Source organism: Sporosarcina sp. NCCP-2331 (assembly GCF_023707945.1).
In the GTDB taxonomy this organism is placed as follows: domain Bacteria; phylum Bacillota; class Bacilli; order Bacillales_A; family Planococcaceae; genus Sporosarcina; species Sporosarcina cascadiensis.
The window spans coordinates 1-20,099 of sequence record NZ_BRCD01000010.1 but is presented as its reverse complement, the minus strand read 5'-3'; the positions used below and the strand labels follow the sequence as shown (position 1 = coordinate 20,099).

Annotated in this window: 21 protein-coding genes and 1 riboswitch; of the genes, 2 read left to right on the top strand and 19 right to left on the bottom strand. The window is 43.3% G+C overall.

Translation table 11 applies throughout. The features are described 5' to 3' along the window. The first annotated feature begins 40 nt into the window (after nt 1-40). A complete protein-coding gene (locus NCCP2331_RS07505) occupies nt 41-334 on the top strand; it encodes a YrhK family protein (protein ID WP_228551126.1) in 294 nt (97 codons plus the stop codon). Between the two features lie 128 nt (nt 335-462). Here NCCP2331_RS07505 and NCCP2331_RS07500 read toward each other — a convergent pair whose 3' ends face one another. Genes NCCP2331_RS07500 through cobJ form a run of 19 tightly spaced genes read right to left on the bottom strand, consistent with a single transcriptional unit; the run spans nt 463 to nt 18,712 of the window. Then, complete coding sequence (locus tag NCCP2331_RS07500) at nt 463-1,659, bottom strand: CbiX/SirB N-terminal domain-containing protein (protein WP_251669699.1); 1,197 nt, start codon at nt 1,657-1,659, stop codon at nt 463-465. 27 nt (nt 1,660-1,686) lie between these two features. Further along, nucleotides 1,687-2,676: an ABC transporter substrate-binding protein gene (locus NCCP2331_RS07495; protein WP_251669697.1), complete on the bottom strand. Its 990-nt coding sequence runs from the start codon at nt 2,674-2,676 to the stop codon at nt 1,687-1,689. After that, nucleotides 2,673-3,458 carry an ABC transporter ATP-binding protein gene (locus tag NCCP2331_RS07490; protein WP_251669694.1) on the bottom strand — a complete coding sequence of 262 codons (786 nt, stop codon included), beginning with the start codon at nt 3,456-3,458 and terminating at the stop codon, nt 2,673-2,675. Before NCCP2331_RS07490 ends, NCCP2331_RS07495 begins: the two co-directional genes overlap by 4 nt. Nucleotides 3,459-3,460: 2 nt before the next feature. Next, nucleotides 3,461-4,501 carry a FecCD family ABC transporter permease gene (locus NCCP2331_RS07485; RefSeq protein ID WP_251669692.1) on the bottom strand — a complete coding sequence of 347 codons (1,041 nt, stop codon included), beginning with the start codon at nt 4,499-4,501 and terminating at the stop codon, nt 3,461-3,463. Continuing rightward, nucleotides 4,494-5,333: a class I SAM-dependent methyltransferase gene (locus NCCP2331_RS07480; protein ID WP_251669690.1), complete on the bottom strand. Its 840-nt coding sequence runs from the start codon at nt 5,331-5,333 to the stop codon at nt 4,494-4,496. The genes NCCP2331_RS07485 and NCCP2331_RS07480 overlap by 8 nt, the downstream gene beginning before the upstream one ends. Nucleotides 5,334-5,363: 30 nt before the next feature. Beyond that, nucleotides 5,364-6,848, bottom strand: coding sequence for a cobyric acid synthase (locus tag NCCP2331_RS07475; RefSeq protein WP_251669688.1), 1,485 nt, complete (start codon nt 6,846-6,848; stop codon nt 5,364-5,366). Then, nucleotides 6,848-7,387: a cob(I)yrinic acid a,c-diamide adenosyltransferase gene (locus NCCP2331_RS07470; RefSeq protein WP_251669687.1), complete on the bottom strand. Its 540-nt coding sequence runs from the start codon at nt 7,385-7,387 to the stop codon at nt 6,848-6,850. Before NCCP2331_RS07470 ends, NCCP2331_RS07475 begins: the two co-directional genes overlap by 1 nt. 13 nt (nt 7,388-7,400) lie before the next feature. Then, nucleotides 7,401-7,955, bottom strand: coding sequence for a nitroreductase family protein (locus tag NCCP2331_RS07465; protein ID WP_251669685.1), 555 nt, complete (start codon nt 7,953-7,955; stop codon nt 7,401-7,403). Next, the gene (gene cobA, locus NCCP2331_RS07460; protein WP_251669683.1) at nt 7,949-8,710 is read right to left on the bottom strand and encodes a uroporphyrinogen-III C-methyltransferase; all 762 of its coding nucleotides are present in this window, start codon (nt 8,708-8,710) and stop codon (nt 7,949-7,951) included. The genes NCCP2331_RS07465 and cobA overlap by 7 nt, the downstream gene beginning before the upstream one ends. Further along, nucleotides 8,707-9,336, bottom strand: coding sequence for a precorrin-2 dehydrogenase/sirohydrochlorin ferrochelatase family protein (locus tag NCCP2331_RS07455; protein ID WP_251669681.1), 630 nt, complete (start codon nt 9,334-9,336; stop codon nt 8,707-8,709). The genes cobA and NCCP2331_RS07455 overlap by 4 nt, the downstream gene beginning before the upstream one ends. Then, complete coding sequence (locus tag NCCP2331_RS07450) at nt 9,333-10,691, bottom strand: cobyrinic acid a,c-diamide synthase CobB (RefSeq protein WP_251669678.1); 1,359 nt, start codon at nt 10,689-10,691, stop codon at nt 9,333-9,335. The genes NCCP2331_RS07455 and NCCP2331_RS07450 overlap by 4 nt, the downstream gene beginning before the upstream one ends. Next, on the bottom strand, nt 10,688-11,824 hold the full coding sequence (locus NCCP2331_RS07445) for a cobalt-precorrin 5A hydrolase (RefSeq protein WP_251669676.1): 1,137 nt from the start codon (nt 11,822-11,824) through the stop codon (nt 10,688-10,690). Before NCCP2331_RS07445 ends, NCCP2331_RS07450 begins: the two co-directional genes overlap by 4 nt. Beyond that, a complete protein-coding gene (gene cobM, locus NCCP2331_RS07440) occupies nt 11,817-12,602 on the bottom strand; it encodes a precorrin-4 C(11)-methyltransferase (protein WP_251669673.1) in 786 nt (261 codons plus the stop codon). The genes NCCP2331_RS07445 and cobM overlap by 8 nt, the downstream gene beginning before the upstream one ends. Continuing rightward, nucleotides 12,599-13,303 (bottom strand): precorrin-2 C(20)-methyltransferase, encoded by a 705-nt coding sequence (cobI, locus tag NCCP2331_RS07435; RefSeq protein WP_251669880.1) that lies wholly within the window; start codon nt 13,301-13,303, stop codon nt 12,599-12,601. The genes cobM and cobI overlap by 4 nt, the downstream gene beginning before the upstream one ends. Then, a complete protein-coding gene (gene cbiE, locus NCCP2331_RS07430) occupies nt 13,303-14,496 on the bottom strand; it encodes a precorrin-6y C5,15-methyltransferase (decarboxylating) subunit CbiE (RefSeq protein ID WP_251669878.1) in 1,194 nt (397 codons plus the stop codon). Before cbiE ends, cobI begins: the two co-directional genes overlap by 1 nt. Further along, complete coding sequence (locus NCCP2331_RS07425) at nt 14,471-15,565, bottom strand: cobalt-precorrin-5B (C(1))-methyltransferase (RefSeq protein WP_376776810.1); 1,095 nt, start codon at nt 15,563-15,565, stop codon at nt 14,471-14,473. The genes cbiE and NCCP2331_RS07425 overlap by 26 nt, the downstream gene beginning before the upstream one ends. A 16-nt stretch (nt 15,566-15,581) precedes the next feature. Then, nucleotides 15,582-16,247 carry a precorrin-8X methylmutase gene (locus NCCP2331_RS07420; RefSeq protein ID WP_153723111.1) on the bottom strand — a complete coding sequence of 222 codons (666 nt, stop codon included), beginning with the start codon at nt 16,245-16,247 and terminating at the stop codon, nt 15,582-15,584. After that, nucleotides 16,237-17,019 carry a precorrin-6A reductase gene (gene cobK, locus NCCP2331_RS07415; protein WP_251669671.1) on the bottom strand — a complete coding sequence of 261 codons (783 nt, stop codon included), beginning with the start codon at nt 17,017-17,019 and terminating at the stop codon, nt 16,237-16,239. Before cobK ends, NCCP2331_RS07420 begins: the two co-directional genes overlap by 11 nt. Nucleotides 17,020-17,029: 10 nt before the next feature. Then, nucleotides 17,030-18,712 carry a precorrin-3B C(17)-methyltransferase gene (cobJ, locus tag NCCP2331_RS07410; RefSeq protein ID WP_251669670.1) on the bottom strand — a complete coding sequence of 561 codons (1,683 nt, stop codon included), beginning with the start codon at nt 18,710-18,712 and terminating at the stop codon, nt 17,030-17,032. A gap of 328 nt (nt 18,713-19,040) precedes the next feature. Then, nucleotides 19,041-19,218: riboswitch (cobalamin riboswitch) on the bottom strand. A 299-nt stretch (nt 19,219-19,517) separates the two neighbouring features. Between cobJ and NCCP2331_RS07405 the strand changes: the two genes are divergently transcribed. After that, the gene (locus NCCP2331_RS07405; RefSeq protein ID WP_153723057.1) at nt 19,518-20,063 is read left to right on the top strand and encodes a DoxX family protein; all 546 of its coding nucleotides are present in this window, start codon (nt 19,518-19,520) and stop codon (nt 20,061-20,063) included. Nucleotides 20,064-20,099 lie beyond the last annotated feature (36 nt).

The following is a 20,099-nucleotide window of genomic DNA, read 5'->3' as shown; positions in this document are numbered from 1 at the left end:
AATAACAGAAGGGAAATGGAATACTAAGGAGGGAACACGGATGCCTATGTTTGTTGACAATAAAAAAAACTATGAGGTCAAGATAGGAAAGTATGCGATCTTCTTCAATAAAAATTACCGGTATATTTTCATTATTAATGAATTAATACTCGGTATTATATTTATTGTTGGAAGCATTTTTTTCTTGTTTGAATCGTTAAAAACAGCGGGAATCATACTTTTTATTGTGGGAAGTGTCCAGCTTTTCATACGTCCTGCACTGAAGATTCTCCATGCCACTACACTTCGCAATATAGACAGTATCAAGAGAAATCACGAGGGAATGGATTCATGAGATTAAGCATTCATCATTCAGGTGCCTGTGTGCAAAACAATCATGAAAGTTCAAACAATCATGAAAGTTCAAACAAACGTGATTGTTTGCTGCACAGGCACCTTTTCTAGGCACCTTTTCTAGAAGAGTTAATGTTGATGTTCGTGCACATACCCAGTTTCTTCCACATATATACGGAAATTCTCTAGATCCTGCATGCCAGTTGAAGTACCGTCTAAAGCTTGATTCATACGTTCTAACAGCACTGTCTGCAGCTTTGGATGATAGCCAAAATACTCAGCAATTTCAATTGTCGCATGTGGATAATCTAATTTGAATTGTTCCGCCATTTTATTCATTCGCTTCATTAAAATTCCCGTGAATAAAAAGTACGGCAGCATAATCACTTTTTTTGCACCTAATTCTATACAACGCTCCATTCCATCCTGCACTGTAGGCGTCGTAACCCCTATAAAAGCACATTCAAGGATCGGCACATGTAAGTTTTCTTTTAATAATCTGCTGATTTTATAAAAATCTTCCTTCGCATCTACATCACTGCTTCCTCGTCCTATAAAGAGTATGGCTGTATCCTCATGTTTCTGATTTACATCGAAGCCCACTTCAGTAAGCCTTGTCAGTAATATTTCAATAATCTCTTCATGAATACCAATCGTTTGCCCATACGTAAATCGAATATCCGGAAATTGTTCTCTTGCTTGTTCAATTTCAGCGGGAATATGGAGTTTCGAGTGGCCCGCATGTAATAAAATGATTGGAATCACATGGACTTCTCCTGCACCTTTTTCAATGCACAATTGAATTCCATCTTCAATATTTGGCGATGCAAATTCTAAAAAACACGTTTCTACAAGCAAGGACGAATCGATTTGTCCTCTCATTCGTTCAATAAATTGGCGGACTTCTTCATTTCCTGCCTCCAACCTGCTGCCATGGCCGACAAACAATACTGCTTTTTTCACCGGTCCTCTCGCTTTCCTGTATTTATTAATCCCTTTAAAGCGAGTTTCCCCACGTTTTCGTTCGCCGTGCTCCATGGAATAAATGATCGACTCTTCCTTCACCATTTCATGGACAATTGCCCGTGCCGTTTCTTCTTCTTGCACGGAATACCATGTTCCTTTTGGGTAATCAATGACAACGCATTTATCCTTGCAGCGTCCATTGCAGCGAGTGCGTGATGTGTGAATATGCTCGTCCAGACGATTGGTACGGATTTCATCACGAATTTGTTGCGTTACCTCTTCAGCCCCAGCCCCCATACAAGTATCGCCATTGCATATAAGTAAGTGACGCTGCATCTGCGTTAAATTCCATGTTGTCATAAAATAGATCCTCCCACTCTCTTAGAGTTAATAGGCTTCCGGATAGAAACCTTTTGCTAAAATTTCGACTGCTTCTGCTACACGAACACCTTCAGAAGCTGCCGACAATGGCAATGCAACAAACCTTTCATTTTGTACAGCAGGCGTTTGACTAAGTGCTGGGTCTGACTTAAGGAAATCAATTTTCTGCTCTACTGTAGTTGAACCGTAATCAATTACAACGATTATTTCGGGCTGACGGTCAACAGCATCTTCTTTTGAGACGGTAGCCCAGTTTCCTTCCACATCACCAAAAATGTTGTTCCCGCCCGCCATCGTCACAAGTGTATTCATAAAGTTCTGTGTTGCTGTAAACACGTCTGTTTCTCCACTATCGAATACTAAAACATCCACGGGCTCTTTCACTTCTGGTAATTTAGCGGTGATCTCTTCAATCTCTTGATTCATTTGGCTAATTAGTTCTTCACCGCGTTCTTCTACTCTGAAAATCTTTGCGATATTACGAATATCTGCATAGATATCTTCTAATGTAGGTCCAACGTTAGTAGATGACATTTGTAAATAGCTATCAATGTCTAACTCTTTTAATTCTTCTCGCGTCGCAATTCCTTTTTCATTAAAAGCGCTTGACCAGCCGCCATATAGAAAGTCTGCTTCTGCTTCGATCACTTGCTCTTTCGATGGGTATTGTTCAGCTAATACCGGCACTTTCTCATATGCTTCCTGTAACGGTTCGTAAATTTTATCATCTAAGTAAGCGGTACCGACCATTGAATCTTCCAAACCAAGCGCTAGCATGATTTCCGTTACGTGCTGATTTAATGAAATCGCACGTTTGGGTGCTGCATCGTATTCAATTACAAACCCGTCATTATCGATGACAACTTTTTCAGCCTGCTCTGTTTTCCCATTTTTCGAATCGTCTTTTTCTTCTTTGTCCGCATCTTTACCTGAGCATGCCGCTAATAAAAGCACTGCCGTTAAAAACATGAATGCCCAGATTACCCTTTTTTTCATGTGTCCCCACTTCTCCCTATGTTTTCTGTATAAAAAAATAAATGTAATTTTTGTGTAAACGGATTCTTTGAAATACCAGCTTGTACATGAAATACTTGCTCTATGATCTCCATCGTCAGGACCTGCTCAGGAGTTCCTTTCTTATGAAGAGCTCCCTCTTTCATCACAAGCAATTCATCACAATAGCTGGCCGCTAAATTCAAATCATGCAGCGCTGCTATAATCGTAATCGGCAGTTCCTTCACTAAATCCATCAGCTGGAGCTGGTGCTCGATATCCAAATGATTGGTTGGTTCATCTAAAATCAGGATATTGGCCTGCTGTGCGAGTGCACGGGCGAGCATAACCCGCTTCTTTTCACCGCCGGATAATTGACCGAGTGTCCGATCTTTTAAAAACAGTACGTTGGCAAGCTTCATGCTCTCTTCGGCGATTGCAAAATCTTCTTTGTTGTCTTTCGCCAGCCATTGTTTATACGGTGTCCGTCCCATCATCACTAAATCTTTTACGGTAAAGTCAAAGAGTACAGGAGTTTCTTGACTCACCACGGCCATTTCCTGAGCGATCTTTTTTTGCGTCATATAGTCCATGTCTTTCTCATATAACGTCACGACTCCGCTTGTTTGTTTCAAATAGCGATAGATAATTTTTAACATTGTCGATTTCCCGCTGCCATTAGGGCCAATAATCCCAATAAACTTACCTTTATCCAATGAGAACGAAATATCATGCAATATCTGCTTTTCGGGCACTGAGAATGAAATATTTTTTACTTGTATCACCTTTATTCACCATCCCCAAATGAGTATCGACGGCGTCTAAGCATCCAAATAAAGAAGGGACCTCCGCAAACAGCAGTGATGATCCCGATCGGCATTTCTTCAGGTGCTATCGCAATACGTGCGATCATGTCCGCCCAGACTAAAAAAACCGCACCCATTAATGCACTAACCGGTAGCAGCAGCTTGTAGTTTGAACCTACGATCATTCGCACAAGATGCGGGATAATTAATCCGACAAAACCAATGCTTCCGCTGCTTGCAACCACAACACCCGTTAGCAGCGAGACAACCAGGATAATAAAAATCCGAAAACGATCTAAGTTGATACCAAGTGTAGTAGCCAGTTCTTCACCAAGGAGCAGCCCATTAAGCTGACGATAATTCAATAAAAGCAATATAAAAACTAGAAGGAATATAAAAAACGGTATTCCGATAGTTGTCCACTTCGCACCGGCTAAACTGCCAAGCATCCAGTGCATAACAGCTTGAATACCGCCTTGCTGTTTTGATGTCATAAGCATGAAATTTGTCATCGCCGAAAACACCATAGATATCGCGATTCCTGCCAAAAGCAGACGAATAACAGACGTCCGTCCATTGACCCGCGCTAATAGAAACACAATCACAACAGCGAAAATGGCCCCTAAAAAGGCTGCAAAGGATAAAGCATAGCTCCCTAAAAAACTGAACGCACCAAGTAATATGACCATTGTTGCGCCAACTGATGCCCCGGACGACACCCCTAAAATATAGGGATCTGCAATCGGATTTCTTACTAATGCTTGAATCGCTGCACCACTGATCGCGAGACTTGCACCAACAATTGCTGCCAGTATGACCCTAGGCAAACGAATTTCCCATATAATAACGCTTTGTGCTTTTGAAGCCGCAGCCTCTACTGATAGACCGATTTTCGAAAAGAGTACTTCCCAAATAATGCTCGGCGTTATACCGACAGAGCCCACCATCACCGCAAATGTCATAGAAGCAATCAACGCAGCCAGTAATATCCCTACTAATAATGTAAAACGTAACCTAGTCATGTGAATTCGAAGGCTCCCAACTAATTATTGCAGCGTAGAATGGATGACGGTATACATATTGACCTTTCTCTAGTGTAATGAAAGGCTCAAGGGAAGCTTTTACATGAGCCATTTCAAACTGTGGCGATAAGATCTTTTTACTTTGCGCTTCATATAATTGCTCTATTGTATCGTAACGATAGACACGTTCCAGCTTGATCATTTCACAATCTGCATAAATGCCTAACTGATACAGAATGTTGAGAATGGCAATGTAATCACGACGCGGATATTTAATTTCATAACCGAACTGCTCATCTAAGATTACATAGTGCGGCTGGATTGGACCTGTCGTTAAGCCAATGATCGCACGTTTTTTTGCAAGTACATCCATCTTTTTCAGTGCTGCTTTCATTTCATACATGCGGTAAAAACAGTTCACCCCGATAACGACATCATGCGGCTCAATTTGCGCTTCTTCCCATTTACTATAAACAAACTGAACAGCTGCATCGTGCTCATAATATTGTTTCAAATAAGCAAGCACACTTTCGGAACCATCAACAAGCGTTAAACGATTTACATCTTCACTTAATTGAAATGTATAGTTTCCCCACCCTGGTCCGATTTCGATGCAACTTGCGTTCTTTGGAATATGCTGCTTCATTTTTTTATAGATTTTTTTTGCATAATCATCTGTTTGTTTATATGTTTTCTTCTTCATTGACTGCGCCCAAAAAGCTTCTTCCAGCTCATCATCGACCATGCGTTCCGGCATTTCGCCATGCCAGTCCAACATGCCTTCTTTCCAGAACTTTTCGAAGTCGATTTGTAAAGGGGAACCCTTTATCATTGGATCTTCTCCTTAATGCTTTCTGTAATCTTATTGCTGCATGGGTCCATCTATCAATTCATAAATCTTTTCCATATTCAGATGTTTGCGGACATGATGATCCAGCATTTCATATGCCTGCTCACGTCGTTCATAATCTGAGAGTATCTCATCTGAAACTTCTTCCAGGCCTTTTTCTACACGAATCTTATTGAAATAATCACGTGTAAATATTCGATTCTGAAAAACTCCATGTACATATGTACCAATTGTTTGCTCTGTATAGACGCCGTCTTGTCTGCCGTCGTGCAGTTGGATAAAGCTTTGAACTGGTTGAGTCGCTGTACTGTGCCCCAGACGAATTTCAAAGCCCTTCATTGCTTGACCTGCATAATTTGTCCCTTCGACTTGTACGGTTTGTTGTTCATCAATAAAAACCGTTTCTACCGGCAACAAGCCAAGCATGTCATATTTCCTGCCATTGTCTACTGCCTGTTTGTCTATAATCGTTTCACCAAGCATTTGATAGCCGCCGCAAATCCCGACAATCTTTTTTCCTTTTCGGGATAACTGTGCAATTTCATCCGCCAAACCTGTTTCTTTCAGCCAGATATAATCGTCAATCGTATTCTTCGTTCCAGGCAGAATAATGACATCCGGATTTTTCAAATCTTTTAAGGATGAAACAAATCGCACACCTACGTCAGGCTCTTCAAATAAAGGGTCAAGATCTGTAAAATTAGAAATCAAAGGAAAGCGAATGACCGCCACGTCAATAGCGAATTCCTGATGGTGAGGTTTCTTTAAACGCAGGCTGGATAGAGCCATGGAATCTTCCGCTTCAATTTGCACATCAAAATACGGAATGACGCCAAGTACTTGAATGCCGGTATACTCCTCCAGCCAATCGATCCCGCTGTCGAGCAATTCCCTCATGCCTCTAAATTTATTAATAATGATCCCTTTGACTCGCGCACGCTCTTCATCATCCAGCAGCATCAACGTGCCGACAAGTGATGCAAAAACTCCGCCACGCTCAATATCGGCTACTAAAATAACAGCAGCATCTGTTTCATGAGCCATGCGCATATTGGCGATATCCCGTTTTTTCAAATTAATTTCAGCCGGGCTTCCTGCACCTTCCAGAACGAGTACATCATATTGCGCTTCTAAACGTCGCAGCGACTTTCGCACTTCGGGCATAACTTGCTCAACGAAGTTTTCGCGGTATGACACCGCATCCATGTCTGCAAATGGTTTGCCGTGTAAGATCACTTCTGAGACCATATTCCCTGTTGGTTTCAGTAAAATGGGATTCATGTCGGTCGTAGCATCGATTTTTGCAGCTTCTGCTTGAACGCCTTGCGCCCGGCCGATTTCTCCGCCGTCTTTTGTGATGTAGGAATTGAGTGCCATATTTTGCGATTTAAATGGCGCAATCCGGTATCCGTCGTTCACTAAGATACGACAGAGTGCAGTGCATAAGACACTTTTCCCTACATCTGATGCGGTCCCTTGGATCATAATGGCTTTCATTAAAATTCAAGACCTTTCATCGCCTGGACATCTTGCTCTGTATAATAATGTTTTGTCGCTTCAATTGTTGATACTAAATCGGCTAATGAGAGAAGGGAGGGATGGGCAGAGCGTCCTGTGATGACTAAGTGCATCGTTTTTGGACGGTTCTCAATTGCCTCCAACACTTCTGCTAATGGCAATACATCATCGACAGGAAAACGTGTGATGGCTAATGCATTATTCAGCTCATCCAAAACTAATACATCTGTCGTTTCATCTTGCAATTCTTCTTTTACAGTCTGCCAAGCCTTTGCAAGTGCTTCCCGATGTTCCTCCGGTGTTTTTGTCCAGGTGAAACCGATGCCTAATTGAACGGTTTCAACACCTAGTTTCCGCAGCGCAATCTGCTCACCATATGTACGTTCAGGTGACTTAATAAATTGAAAATATTTCACCTTCATACCACGGCCAATTGCACGCAAAGCCACACCAAGTGAAGCAGTTGTTTTTCCTTTGCCATCACCCGTATATACTAACAACATACCTTGTCGTGCCATTTGCAATTCCCCCTTATAGCCAAGTTGTTTTTTCAGTAAACGGTGTACGTTTTTTCTCGGACTTTTTTTCTTCTGCCGGATATCCTATGCACAGCGTTCCTACTAATTGCTCTTCATCAGTTGCACCGATAAATGTGTGAAGTGCTGTGTCGTGTACTAAACCGACACCGCGTGTGCGCCATACCATGCCTAACCCCAGCTGTTCCGCCATTAGCCACATCGACATGATAGCACCGCTGACTGCAAAGGTATTATCCTTCGTCGCACCTTCATCACCATCCACAATGGCTGATGTCACCACGATGATCAGCGGAGTTTTGGTGATCGCTTCCAACGAACTTTCCACTAAATGCGGTTTTGTTGGAAAGCGTTTTTCTAAGTAATCGAGTGCTACTTGTTCATAACGTTTCAGGCTATCACCTTGCAATATATAAAAATGCCAAGGCTCCCGCATACGGTCGTTTGGTGCATATGTTGCCGCTTCGAGTAACGTCTCGATTTTTTCTCGTTCTACTTCACGCGTTTCAAATTGACGAATCGCACGGCGCTTCTTCATTGCTTCTAACATTTGTTATGCTCCTTTTCTTCAAACCAAGAAATTTGTTCGCGTACACTCACCACATCCCCCACTATAATCATGGATGGGTTCGAGATATGATGCTGTTTAATTTCCTGTGCAATCGTTGCGAGAGTACCTGTAATCGTACGTTGATTTTCAGTTGTGCCCCATTCAATAACCGCCACAGGCGTTGTTTCAATTTTTCCATTTTGAATTAAGCTTTTTGTAATATGCTCAATATTGCCGACACTCATATAAAATGACACGGTATCAATTTGGGCCAGTGCCGCCCAATTTAAAAAGTCTTTCCCTTTTTCTGCACGGCCATGACCTGGAACGATTGCAAAACTTGCAGCATGGTCGCGATGTGTAACCGGGATTCCTGCATAAGCCGGCGCAGCAATTCCTGCCGAAATACCGGGAACAATTTCAAATGGGATGCCTGCTTGCCGTAAAACCGCCGCTTCTTCAGCACCGCGTCCGAAGACAAACGGGTCGCCGCCTTTTAAACGAAGCACCTGCTTGCCAAGACTTGCCTGTTCCACTAATACACGATGAATTTCGTCTTGAATCATTCCATGCTTCCCCGGCTCTTTACCGCAGTAGACCAGTTCTGCTTGCGCTTTTGCATGTGTTAATAATTCAACATTTACTAGACGGTCATATAAAATCACGTCTGCTTGCTGAATACACTCTAATCCTCTAATCGTCAATAACTTCGGGTCACCAGGACCAGCACCTACAATATATACAAATCCACTCACTGTAGTTCTCCTATCCGTTGTTGCAGCCACTCTTCACACTTCTCAGGTTCACCTTGCTCCATCCACTGCAATAGTTTTGGGTTCAGGAGCTCAGCCAGTACTTGTTTTTTCGTTTCTCCGTTACACACTTGCAAGATTTGCTGACGGGCTTCTTTCAAAAAAGTCACATATGACGCGTAATAGTCTCCAAATTGCTCCGACAAATCCTTCTTTACTTTACGTGTTAAACCTGGACTGGCTCCAGATGTTGATACAGTTAAAACAAATTCTCCACGGCGAACGACGGCTGGATTAATGAAATCCACACGTCCTTTTGCATCCGCACGACTGAGTAATTGCCAATGCTGTGTGGCTTCTTCTACTGCATTGTTTACTTCTTCGTCATTTGTCACTGCAAAAACCAATATTGCATCATCCAGGTCGGCTGATTCAAACACTTTATTTTTCCATGATACAAGTCCTTCATTGATATAATTCTGTAATGTCTCCGTCACAGATGGGCTAACTACTGTGATGGACGCTGCAGTTGGAAGTAACGCCTCTGCCTTTTGACGCGCTACATGCCCGCCTCCAACAATGACCACCTTTTTATAATCAATATTCATCATAAGTGGGAAGTAATTCATTGTTCTGCCTCCAAACATGCTTTCAACCAATTTTCCACAAGCCGCGGGTTTGAAGCAAAGTGAAATTGTGTAAAGCCCGCTACAAGATTTTGATGTAAATATCCTTCTTGCTGTGCGCGAAAACGACCTTTACTAAAATAAGCAGGAGTAGTGTGCTCTCCCTCATATTTTGAATAATGAAATTCATGCCCTTTTGCCTGCGTCTCTTCGTCGATCAAGAAATTGCCCGCAACGCCTGTAATTTCCCTATATCCAAGAGCCGCCCGCTTATCTTGCATACGCACACGTCCTGGAATCACTCCAAGCATTGGAAATGATTGCGCCTGACGATCTATTATTTTTTCTGTTAAGTACATATAACCGCCACATTCGGCCACTGTCGGAAGCCCTCGGCTGATCGCGTTTCTAATAGAATCCTTCGTTTTCTCATTTGCCGCTAATTGCTCTGCGAATTCTTCCGGGAAGCCGCCGCCGATATACAGTCCCTGCGCTTCAGCGGGAACTTCTTCATTTTGCAATGGTGAGAAGAAATGTAACGTTGCGCCATGAGCACGCAATAATTCCAAATTCTCTTCATAATAAAAGTTAAAGGCTGCATCCTTGGCTACTGCGATATGAACCTCTTCTTGTTCGGGTTTCCTGTCAAAAATCGACGAGGATACTTTTATTGGTTCTGCTTTAGTAATTTCCATCAGTTGATCAATATCTACAGTTTCTTCAATAGCTGTTGCCAGACTATCAAAATAGGAATCCAAATCACCACGTTCAATGGCTGGCACTAAACCTAAATGACGGCTTGGCATTGAAGGTACAGCATCCTTCAATAAATAGCCGATCACTGGAATTCCACATTCACTTTCAATGGCTGTTTTGACAATTTCAAAATGGTTTTTACTTCCTAACTGGTTTGCTATGACGCCAACAATAGTGGAGTTTTCGTCCAATAGTTGAAAGCCCTTGACGATCGCTGCCACGCTTCTCGCCATGCTGGCTGCATTGACAATTAAAATGACAGGACTTTTTGTAATCTCACTAATATCGGCAGCCGATCCTTCATTTGATAAAGGGGATTTACCATCGTAAAAACCCATCACACCTTCAATGATCGCTACGTCTGTATCTTGACTGGCTCTTGCAACAATGGCACGAATGACATTACGCTCCATCATGAAACTATCAATGTTACGAGAAGGGCGTTTGGTGACAGCTGTATGGTACGCCGGGTCAATATAATCAGGACCGCATTTAAAACCTTGTACAGTTAAACCGCGCTTCATCAGTGCGCGCATGATCGCAATCGTAAACGTCGTTTTTCCGACTCCGCTTCCTGTACCCGCTAGCACAAATCGATTCATTGACCTCGCTCCTCAAAATTAACGCGCGCAATGGAGACCGTCACATTGCCACTTTTCTTTTTCTCCAAGACCCATTCTTCCGCATCTGCATAGCGTAATGCTGCCGGTTCACTCACACCATACGCACCTGTATACTTAAATACTGTTTCTGATGGGTTACGCAGCGGCATTTCATTGAGCTGTTCAGGTGTGTACGTAATAAATGGCCAATTATGTTTGGCAGTCAATGCAAGCAGCCCTTCCTCATCTTTCTTTAGATCAATGGTCGCTACTGCCTTCACGCTTTTTTTACTTAATCGCAACTCCGCTAAGGTTTCGTCTATGACTTGCTCGATTTCTTCGAGTGTTGTCCCGCGATTGCAGCCGATGCCGAGCACGATGGATTTAGGACGATAGATGACTCCATTTTCAAGCAGCACTTCCTCATCGGAATCGATTAAACGATCTGTTATAAGTAAGGTTGCTTGCGGCTGTGCCTGAATTGCTTCTGCAGTCGATGGATAGATTTTCAGGTTCTCTGGCATAGAACGGTCATGCATCCACCAATTCTTTTCCCCAGTTTCCTGTACTATTGCGACATGCTCTTCATTGACAACCGATGCACTGACCGGCAGCAGTTTATCTTCGTTATCCCACACCCAGCCGAATTTAGCTCCAAATAAATCTACAGGAATTGTTTTTTGCACATCAGAAGCTGTTGTCACTACAGGAGTTGCGCCAATTGCTTCCGCAAATTCGTATGTTAATTCATTGGCCCCGCCGATATGGCCGGAAAGCACACTGATCACATATTCACCTTTATCATCCACAACCAGCACCGCGGGATCTGTCATTTTATCCACCATGATCGGAGCAATCATCCGAACAACCGCGCCGAGCGAAATGACACAAATGACTCCTTTATATTGTTGAAACAAAGCAGGCAATAGTAAGCGTACCGTGCCGTCAAATAATTGAATTTGACGGGCTTCTTCATCTCCTCTGGCGAATTTCTTCATATAATACAGATCGGCATACGGGAATTTCTCCATATAGCCTCTTGCATTGGCAACGCCGTGTTTCGTAATGGCAACAAGAGCATAAGGCTTACGTTTATCAACGACAGGAATTTCCCCTTCGCGTAAATTAATCATCCGCCTTCACGCCTTTTCGGAAACCATGAGTAAATGTTTTGTCATACAGCTTGGAGCGATACTCTTTTTCATGGATATTCGGATCCAATGCCCAGCCCGCCAAGATCATCGCATGCTTACGGATCCCATTGACCCGCATTGCTTCATCCAATTCAATCAATGTGGTCTGGACAATTTTTTCATCCGGCCATGTCGCACGCTGCACTACCGCTACAGGCGTATCATCTGCCCACCCTGCTGCTTGCAATTCTTTTACTATTTTCTTTGTTAATGTTGCACTTAAAAACATAGCAATCGTGCAGTGGTGACTTGCGAGCGCCTGCAGCTTTTCGCGCTCTGGCACAGGCGTGCGTCCTTCAGCTCTAGTTAAAATAAGTGTTTGTGTTAAATCAGGGACCGTCAGCTCTGCACCGACTGCTGCTGCAGCTGCAAAAACGGAACTGACACCAGGCACGACTTCATAACCAATATCATGTTGCTTCAGTAACGCCACTTGTTCCATTGTTGCTCCATACATTGCTGGATCCCCTGTATGTAATCGTACAACCGTTTTTCCCGCATTGACCCGTTCTACGATACAATCTACCATTTCCTGCAGATGCATACCTGCCGTACGAATCACTTCTGCCGATTCCTTCGCTTCCTCCACTAACGTTTCGCTCACGAGTGAATCGGTATACATGACGACATCCGCTTGTTGTAATAGCTTCAAACCTTTTACCGTAATTAAATCGGGATCTCCTGGACCTGCACCGATAATCCAAATTTTCTTCCTCATTTGCGCACCACCATACATGACAAGTAATTTAAATCTGCGCCCCGAAGTTCATCCGTCTTCCAAATCACTTCTTCGTCAGATGTAACTTTTGTAACCACATGTGTTTTCTCCAGTAAATTCATTTCTTCCAATAAATCCAGCATCTCATCTAGAACTTTGGATACTTTGATAAAGACGATCGCATCGTGACTGTCAATCACTTGGCGCATTTCCTCCATATCCTCAGTAGCAGGGATCATCGCGACATGGTCGTCTCCTTCAGCCAATGGAATCCCTAAACGATTCGCAGACCCATTGAACGACGAAATGCCAGCAACCGTTTCAATCGGGACTTCCGGGTGCTTCGATTTCATTAATCCCATTAAGTGAATAAATGTGCTGAAGAGCATCGGATCTCCTTCAGTCACAAATGCTACATCTTTTCCTTGTGCTAAATAGCCGTAGATCTCCTCTGCTGACTTTTCCCATGCGGCACGCAATACTTCTTCGTCCTTGGTCATAGGGAACACCAATCCGAGCATCTCTTTTTCGGCTGGATTAATATACACATCCACAATGCGATGGGCATACGATTTGCTGCCTCTTAATTTTTTCGGATACGCAATGACCGGGCATTCTTGCAGTTTACGAAATGCCTTTACAGTAATTAATTCCGGATCCCCTGGTCCAACGCCTAATCCATATAATTTTCCTATTGTCATCATTCTTGTCCTTTCTGTGCTGTCACTATGTAGATAGGATTTAACGGTTCAAAACGCGTTAAATGTAAAATGGGTTTACTCTTTGAGAGCTGTGCCTGCAATATGGATACTTCACAGCCTAACGTTTTTAAATGGCTCATCGCTTCTGCCAGATTCTCTATCGTGGCGATATTCATGACTAGCCGGCCATTTGGCTGTAAGCGTGAAATACAAGTTTGCAGTAAACGCTCCATATTCCCTCCGTTACCTCCAATAAAAATAGCATGGGGGTCCGGGAATTCCTCAAGACGGTCAGGGGCTTTCCCCAACACTGCGACAAAGTCTGTCCGATGTTTCAATTGATTTTCCAAGCAGTTTTCGAGGTCGCCTTCGTTCTTCTCGATGGCATACACTGCTCCTTCACGCGCGATCTTGGCTGCTTCAATCGCAACCGAGCCCGTGCAAGTTCCAATGTCCCACACAATACTGTTTTCTTTAAGCTTCAGCTCTTGCAAACAAAGAGTCCGAATTTCTCTTTTTGTAATGAGCCCTTTATCTGGTTTCCGCTGAAGAAAAGCATCATCCGGAATACCAAGAGAGGCACGTTCAACTGCGCTGCGTTGCTTTAAAATCACAACATTCAAAGAGGAGAATGAGGTTTTTTCCATTTCGTCTAACGACAGAAAGCGGCAGCGTTCATTTTCGCCTTCTAAGTTTTCAGCGACAAAGCCATCGTATTCTGTCATATTGAAGCTTTTTAAATACGCTGCAATGGTTTGCGGCGAGTTCGTTTCATCTGTTAATACAGCTACTTTTTTACGCCCATCTATCTTCTGTGCAAAACCTTTTATAGAACGCCCGTGCAGGCTGACAATATACGCATCTTGCCAACTTTCCTGCATTTTTGAAAAGGCCAGCTGAATTGAACTGGTGTATGGATAGATCTCCAGCGGCAGCTTTTTCGCAAACACACCTCCGAGTCCATAAAACAACGGATCGCCAGACACTAAAATCACGACATTGCGTGTTTCCTCTTGTAATTCCGCTGTTAATGCAGACAATCCACCCTTAATTACTTTCTTCTCTTTTTCAAATGAAGGGAAGAATTGCAGATGGCGCTCCCCGCCTACAAGAACATCACATTCATTGATCCACTCTATATATTGAGGAAGCAATCCTGCCGCGCCATTATCCCCTATACCAATCATTTTCATCCAATTTGTCAATATTCTCAGCCTTTCCTAAACAGTCTCCATTCATGGCATACAATGATGTCGACACTTCGATTTCGGCTTTCATGTGATTCAGTGCATAGTAGCAGCAATTTTTACTAAGCGCTTCAAAGTATGCATCGTTACCTTTAAGTATCTCACCGACTTGTGAAGCTGTGTTCGCTTGTAAAATCTCTTGTTGCACCGCTTCGTCAACGCCTACTCTATCTGCCATTTCCGCTAAAAACTCAAAACTGATCGGCGCGCTTTTTGAATGAACCATCATGACGCCGCGTGCCAGCTTCGAAAACTTCCCCATCATCCCTACCATAGAGACCTTTGGGATTTGCTTGCGTGCAATGTGCTTAAGAGTAAATCCGATAAAATCGCCCATTTCTATAAATGCCTCTTCCGGCAAGTGCGGATATTGCTTTAAAGCAAACTTCTCACTGCGCCCGCCCGTTGTGATAACTAAATGATCACATCCCGCTTCTTTTGCTACACTGATCGCTTGCTCAATACTTGCCATATATGCAGAGCTTGAGAAGGGCACTACAGTTCCGCGAGTACCTAAGATTGAAATGCCCCCAATGATGCCAAGTCGGCCATTCAACGTTTTCTTGGCAATTTCTTCTCCATCTGGCACGGAAATAATTACGTCAATTCCGCGAGTTAATTGATACTGTTCAAGTCCTTCTTGTGCCACACCCATGATCATTTTATAAGGCACCGGGTTAATGGCTGCCCGACCAACAGGGACAGGCAGCCCTGCTTTTGTTACCCGGCCTACTCCAATCCCGCCATCCAAATGAATGCCTTCTTCATTCGAATAGTAAACGGTACTTTGAATCCGCGCTTTGTGTGTTGCATCGGGGTCATCTCCGGCATCTTTGATCGTTTCACACATGACTCCGCCATCCACTAGTTCGAATGATGTTACTTTAAAGGTAGCGTACTTGCCGACCGGCAAATAAATGGTGACTTCTTCCGGCACTGTTCCCGTCACCAGTCCTTGCAATGCTGCCTTTGTCATAGCTGTGGCGCAAGATCCTGTTGTATAGCCATGACGCATTTGTGAGGGATCTTTTTTAGTTCGTTTGCTTGGCTCGCTCATCTGCCATAATCGAGATGGCATTCAGCGCAGCTACGGTTACTGTACTGCCACCCTTTCTCCCTACATTAGTAATAAACGGAATTCCTTCAAGAATAGCTAATTCTTCTTTAGATTCTGCTGCCGAAACAAAACCAACCGGCATTCCAATAATCAAGTCTGGTTTGGCGACGCCATCTTTAATTAAACGAATTAACTCCAGCAACGCAGTCGGCGCATTACCGATAGCATAAATCCCGCCTTCATGTAAACGTGTTGCTTTTTGCATCGAAATAATTGCGCGTGTCGTCCCTTGAGCTTTCGCTTCTTTTGCGACATCCTCATCTGCGATATAACAATGTAAGTCGCTGTTATGCTTTTGAAAACGTTTACGACCCGATCCACTCTCAATCATTTGCACATCCACCACAACATGACGGCCTGCCAAAATCGACTCGATTCCGGCTTCCAGTGCATCAGGCGTGAAAATCATACTGCGTCCCAACTCAAAATCCGCTGACGCGTGGATTACGCGGCGAACAACCATCCATTGCTCATCTGTAAATGGATGCTCCCCCATCTCTTCTTTAATGATGCCGAAACTGTGATCGTAAATTTTATCTGGATCTACAGTAAGCGGTGTGAATTTCGTATTAAAGTTCATGTTTGGACTTTTCAAGAATAAAACCTCCTAATAGTTGAGTAACTTTTTCAAACGAAGTACAAAAGTTTTCATATCGAAGCTTTGGCCGTTTAATTAAAACAACAGGAATCTCCAGGTCCAGAGCAGCTGTGATCTTTTCATCCACAGATCCTACTTTGCCGCTTTCTTTTGTGATCATCAATGTAACGTCATATTGCTCACATAAAGATTTATTCAGCGACTCTGAAAATGGACCTTGGATTGCAATAATGTCTTTTTGTTTAATCCCCAACTTATCGCATTTTTCCATATTCCCTATATTCGGCAGCATTCTGCAAATCAGCCGGATTTCGTCTCGTAATAAGTATTCGGCAAATACTTCCAGCGTTTTGCTGCCCGTTGTCAACATGATTGTTCCTTTATGCGACTGGGCTAGTTTGGCCGCGTCTTCATACGTCTCCACCTCTGTGATCAGCGGTGATACAAACTCTTCCTTTGGCCGCTCATAACGAATATATGGAATCCCGCATACTTTCGCCGCTTCCATTGCAGTTTTCGATGCCTCTTCTGCATAAGGATGACTTGCATCGACTACACAAGTCATTTCATGTTTCTGGATGACCGCTATCATGTCATCAATTGATAATCTGCCCACCAGATACGGGATATCATTTGCTTTTAGACTCTCGGCTGCAGAATCAGTGACTACCGTAGCTATTAAAGAATAGTCCAGATTCTGCAGATGAATGGCCAAAGCTCTAGCATCGCTAGTGCCTGCTAAAAATAAAATCATAGTTATCCTCCTAATCCCCGCAAGGTGCCGGCTCTACTTCAATTTTGCAGCTCATGTCATGATACTCGTAATTCAGCACTTTTTTGACACGCTTGAAATATTTGAAGAAGCGCTCGTTGGGATGTGCATTCTGTTCATATTCTTCAATAATCTTCGTCACCAGCGGGATTAAGTCATCCGGTTCAATTCCTTCCACTATCGGCTGAGCAGCATGAGCCGTACGGCCAACGGGCTTCGCGCCGATGAACAGATCGAATTTCTTCTTCCGGTAGACGATTCCAATATCATCAAAAACAGGACGATAGCATGCCATTCCACAACCATTGAACCCAACATGCAGCTGCTTCGGAAGCTTCATTCCTGCAAATTTCGCTGCGATTTCTTCCGCATATGGAATGGAGTCTGCCTTTTCCCCGTAACAGAAATCACAGGCTTTCACTTTTAAGACTTCTCCTGCCGGCAAGACCGTCAAATGAATCTGCTCCAGCTGCTCAACAATCGCTCCCGGATTATCTGTCGTAACCTTTACTAGAAATTGATGGTCAGGAGTATATTCTAAAGTGCCTTTTTCACCAACGACTTCTGCCAATACACGCATTTGCTCCGCTGTGATCATTTTATTGGCAACGCCGGGTGAAACAGCAAATTCAAATATATCTTCGATCGGCTGACGTACCAGGAAAGGATTTTCCACTTCCTCTTTCGTTACCATAGACAATGCTTTTAAAGCCATATCCAATGACTGGACCTTTTGTTCTTGCTCTTTCTCCTGCTGTGGCACATATGCCTGCTTTGGCGCGGGTGCCTGCTCTGGTGCTTTACTTACGATTTGCTCATGCCCTGACTGAGCCTCTCCCGTTTCCTGATCAAGCGCCCACGGTTCCGCTTCTTTCTTCAAACGCTGATGCGGTTTTAAACTTTGTTTACCTTCACCCAGCGTATATTTCCGTTGATAGCCCCGCGGGGTAATGATTTTATTATCATAGAAGAATGTAGAGGAATTCCCGATCACGACGGTCGTCAGCATTCCGATATCATATTCCAGCATCTCCGCCAATGTGGTCAGGACAATATTTTGATTTTCACGATACGCACTTTTCACTAGTCCAACCGGTGTATCGGGAGAGCGATATTTCAATAAAATCCTCTGTGCTTCAACAATTTGACGTGTCCGGCGTCCACTTTTCGGATTATATAGAGCGACTACAAAATCCGCCATACCCGCTGCTTCGATACGCTTTTCAATAACAGTCCATGGCGTTAGATGGTCACTTAAACTGATCGTACAGGCGTCATGCATGACAGGGGCGCCCAGCAGACTCGCACATGAGTTAATTGCTGAAATACCCGGGACGATCTCTACCGCAATTCCTTCTTCTTCCGTCCAGCCTTGTTCAATCAGCACTTCATATACTAATCCGGCCATACCATAGGCACCTGAATCGCCGCTTGAGATGACTGAGACAATACCGCCTGCCTCCGCTTTCTTCACAGCATCTTGAGCACGTGACACTTCTTCCGTCATGCCTGTACTGACAATGGATTTTGCTGTTACCAAATGTTTAATTAACTCTACGTAAGTTTTGTAGCCAATAATATAAGTACTTTCCTGCAATGCCTCTAATGCTCGTCCTGTAATATGTTCAGTTGCTCCAGGGCCGAACCCAACAACGAAAATTTTTCCCTTTTTCATGGTTTACCTCCAAATCAATTATGTCTCGGTGAAATTCCTTCTTGTCTTCGAACTGAGAAAAATCAATTCATTCCTTTTACCATCAGTTACATCTACCGGAGACATTATCTTTGTTCAGCGGGCTTTTGAATACACGCTGAGCAGGATATAAAATTGCATTTACCTTACCACCTAAAAGTGGGAGTTTTCTTCTACTGAATAAAAATGAAAAAATGCCTACACTCCTTTTCAAAGGAATGTAGGCATGTGAAAGTATAATGTGAAAAATCATACTGAAACATAGAACAATTAATGTTATTGTCCCGCCTATACTTCTCCCTCCGAAAAGTAAGTGTCGTTTAAATAAGCAGGTTTCCTGACTTAAGCTTCATTTTACTCTTACACCTTCCCGATTTCTCAGTGGTATTGTAATTTCATCAGCTTTTACAGTAGCGGGGGCTGTACCAGACTTTCACTAGTTTCCCTTTTAACTCACAAATGTGAGCACTCATTTAAATAATTTATTTAATTTTCATAAATATAACATACAATCTACTAGTCTACAACCAACCATCTTGTCTCATGTGGAGTTTCTTTCATTAAATAGGATTGCAATGCTTAGGATACTTATGATAAATGATAAGTGCAAACATGCCAGCAGAGCAGAGATACACACAGTTTCCTTTTTCACTTATTGGAATATAGGTAACAAGTCAAGCATATTTATACAATTCGCAAACTGTTCACTTATATACTTTACAAGGTTGTGAACTCTCCATATAGGCATTAAGCTATGGGTTAAAATATTCAGGGGAGGTCATTAATTATGAAGGAAAACAAAGCAATCGTAATACAAGAAAACCCTATTTCACAGTTTTTATTCAACGATTCTCGCTCTGGACTTATTTGGTTGGTTATTCGGGTGTATGTAGGGTTTTCCTGGCTGAAAGCGGGTTGGGGGAAAGCCACAAGCGATGCCTGGACTGGAGAAAATGCCGGTGCCGCTGTTAGCGGATTCGTCAGCGGGGCTCTTGAAAAGTCGACAGAAGGCGGAGATGTCACCGGCTGGTATGCATCTTTCCTAGAAAACATCGTCTTGCCGAATGCCAAGGTATTTGGCTTCTTAGTCGCGTATGGAGAAATCCTCGTTGCTCTCGGTTTAATCTTTGGACTATTGACAGGGATTGCCGCTTTCTTTGGCGCGTTCATGAATGTCAGTTTTCTTTTTGCAGGCACGCTGAGCATAAATCCCGTGTTGTTCATTCTCTCCACTTGGCTTGTGCTGGCATGGAAAGTCGCAGGCTGGTACGGTCTAGATCGCTGGGCATTGCCTATGCTTGGTACGCCTTGGATGAAGAAAGATCATACTTGACTTGAAGGAGAGTCCAGCAGTCGCACAACAGCGATG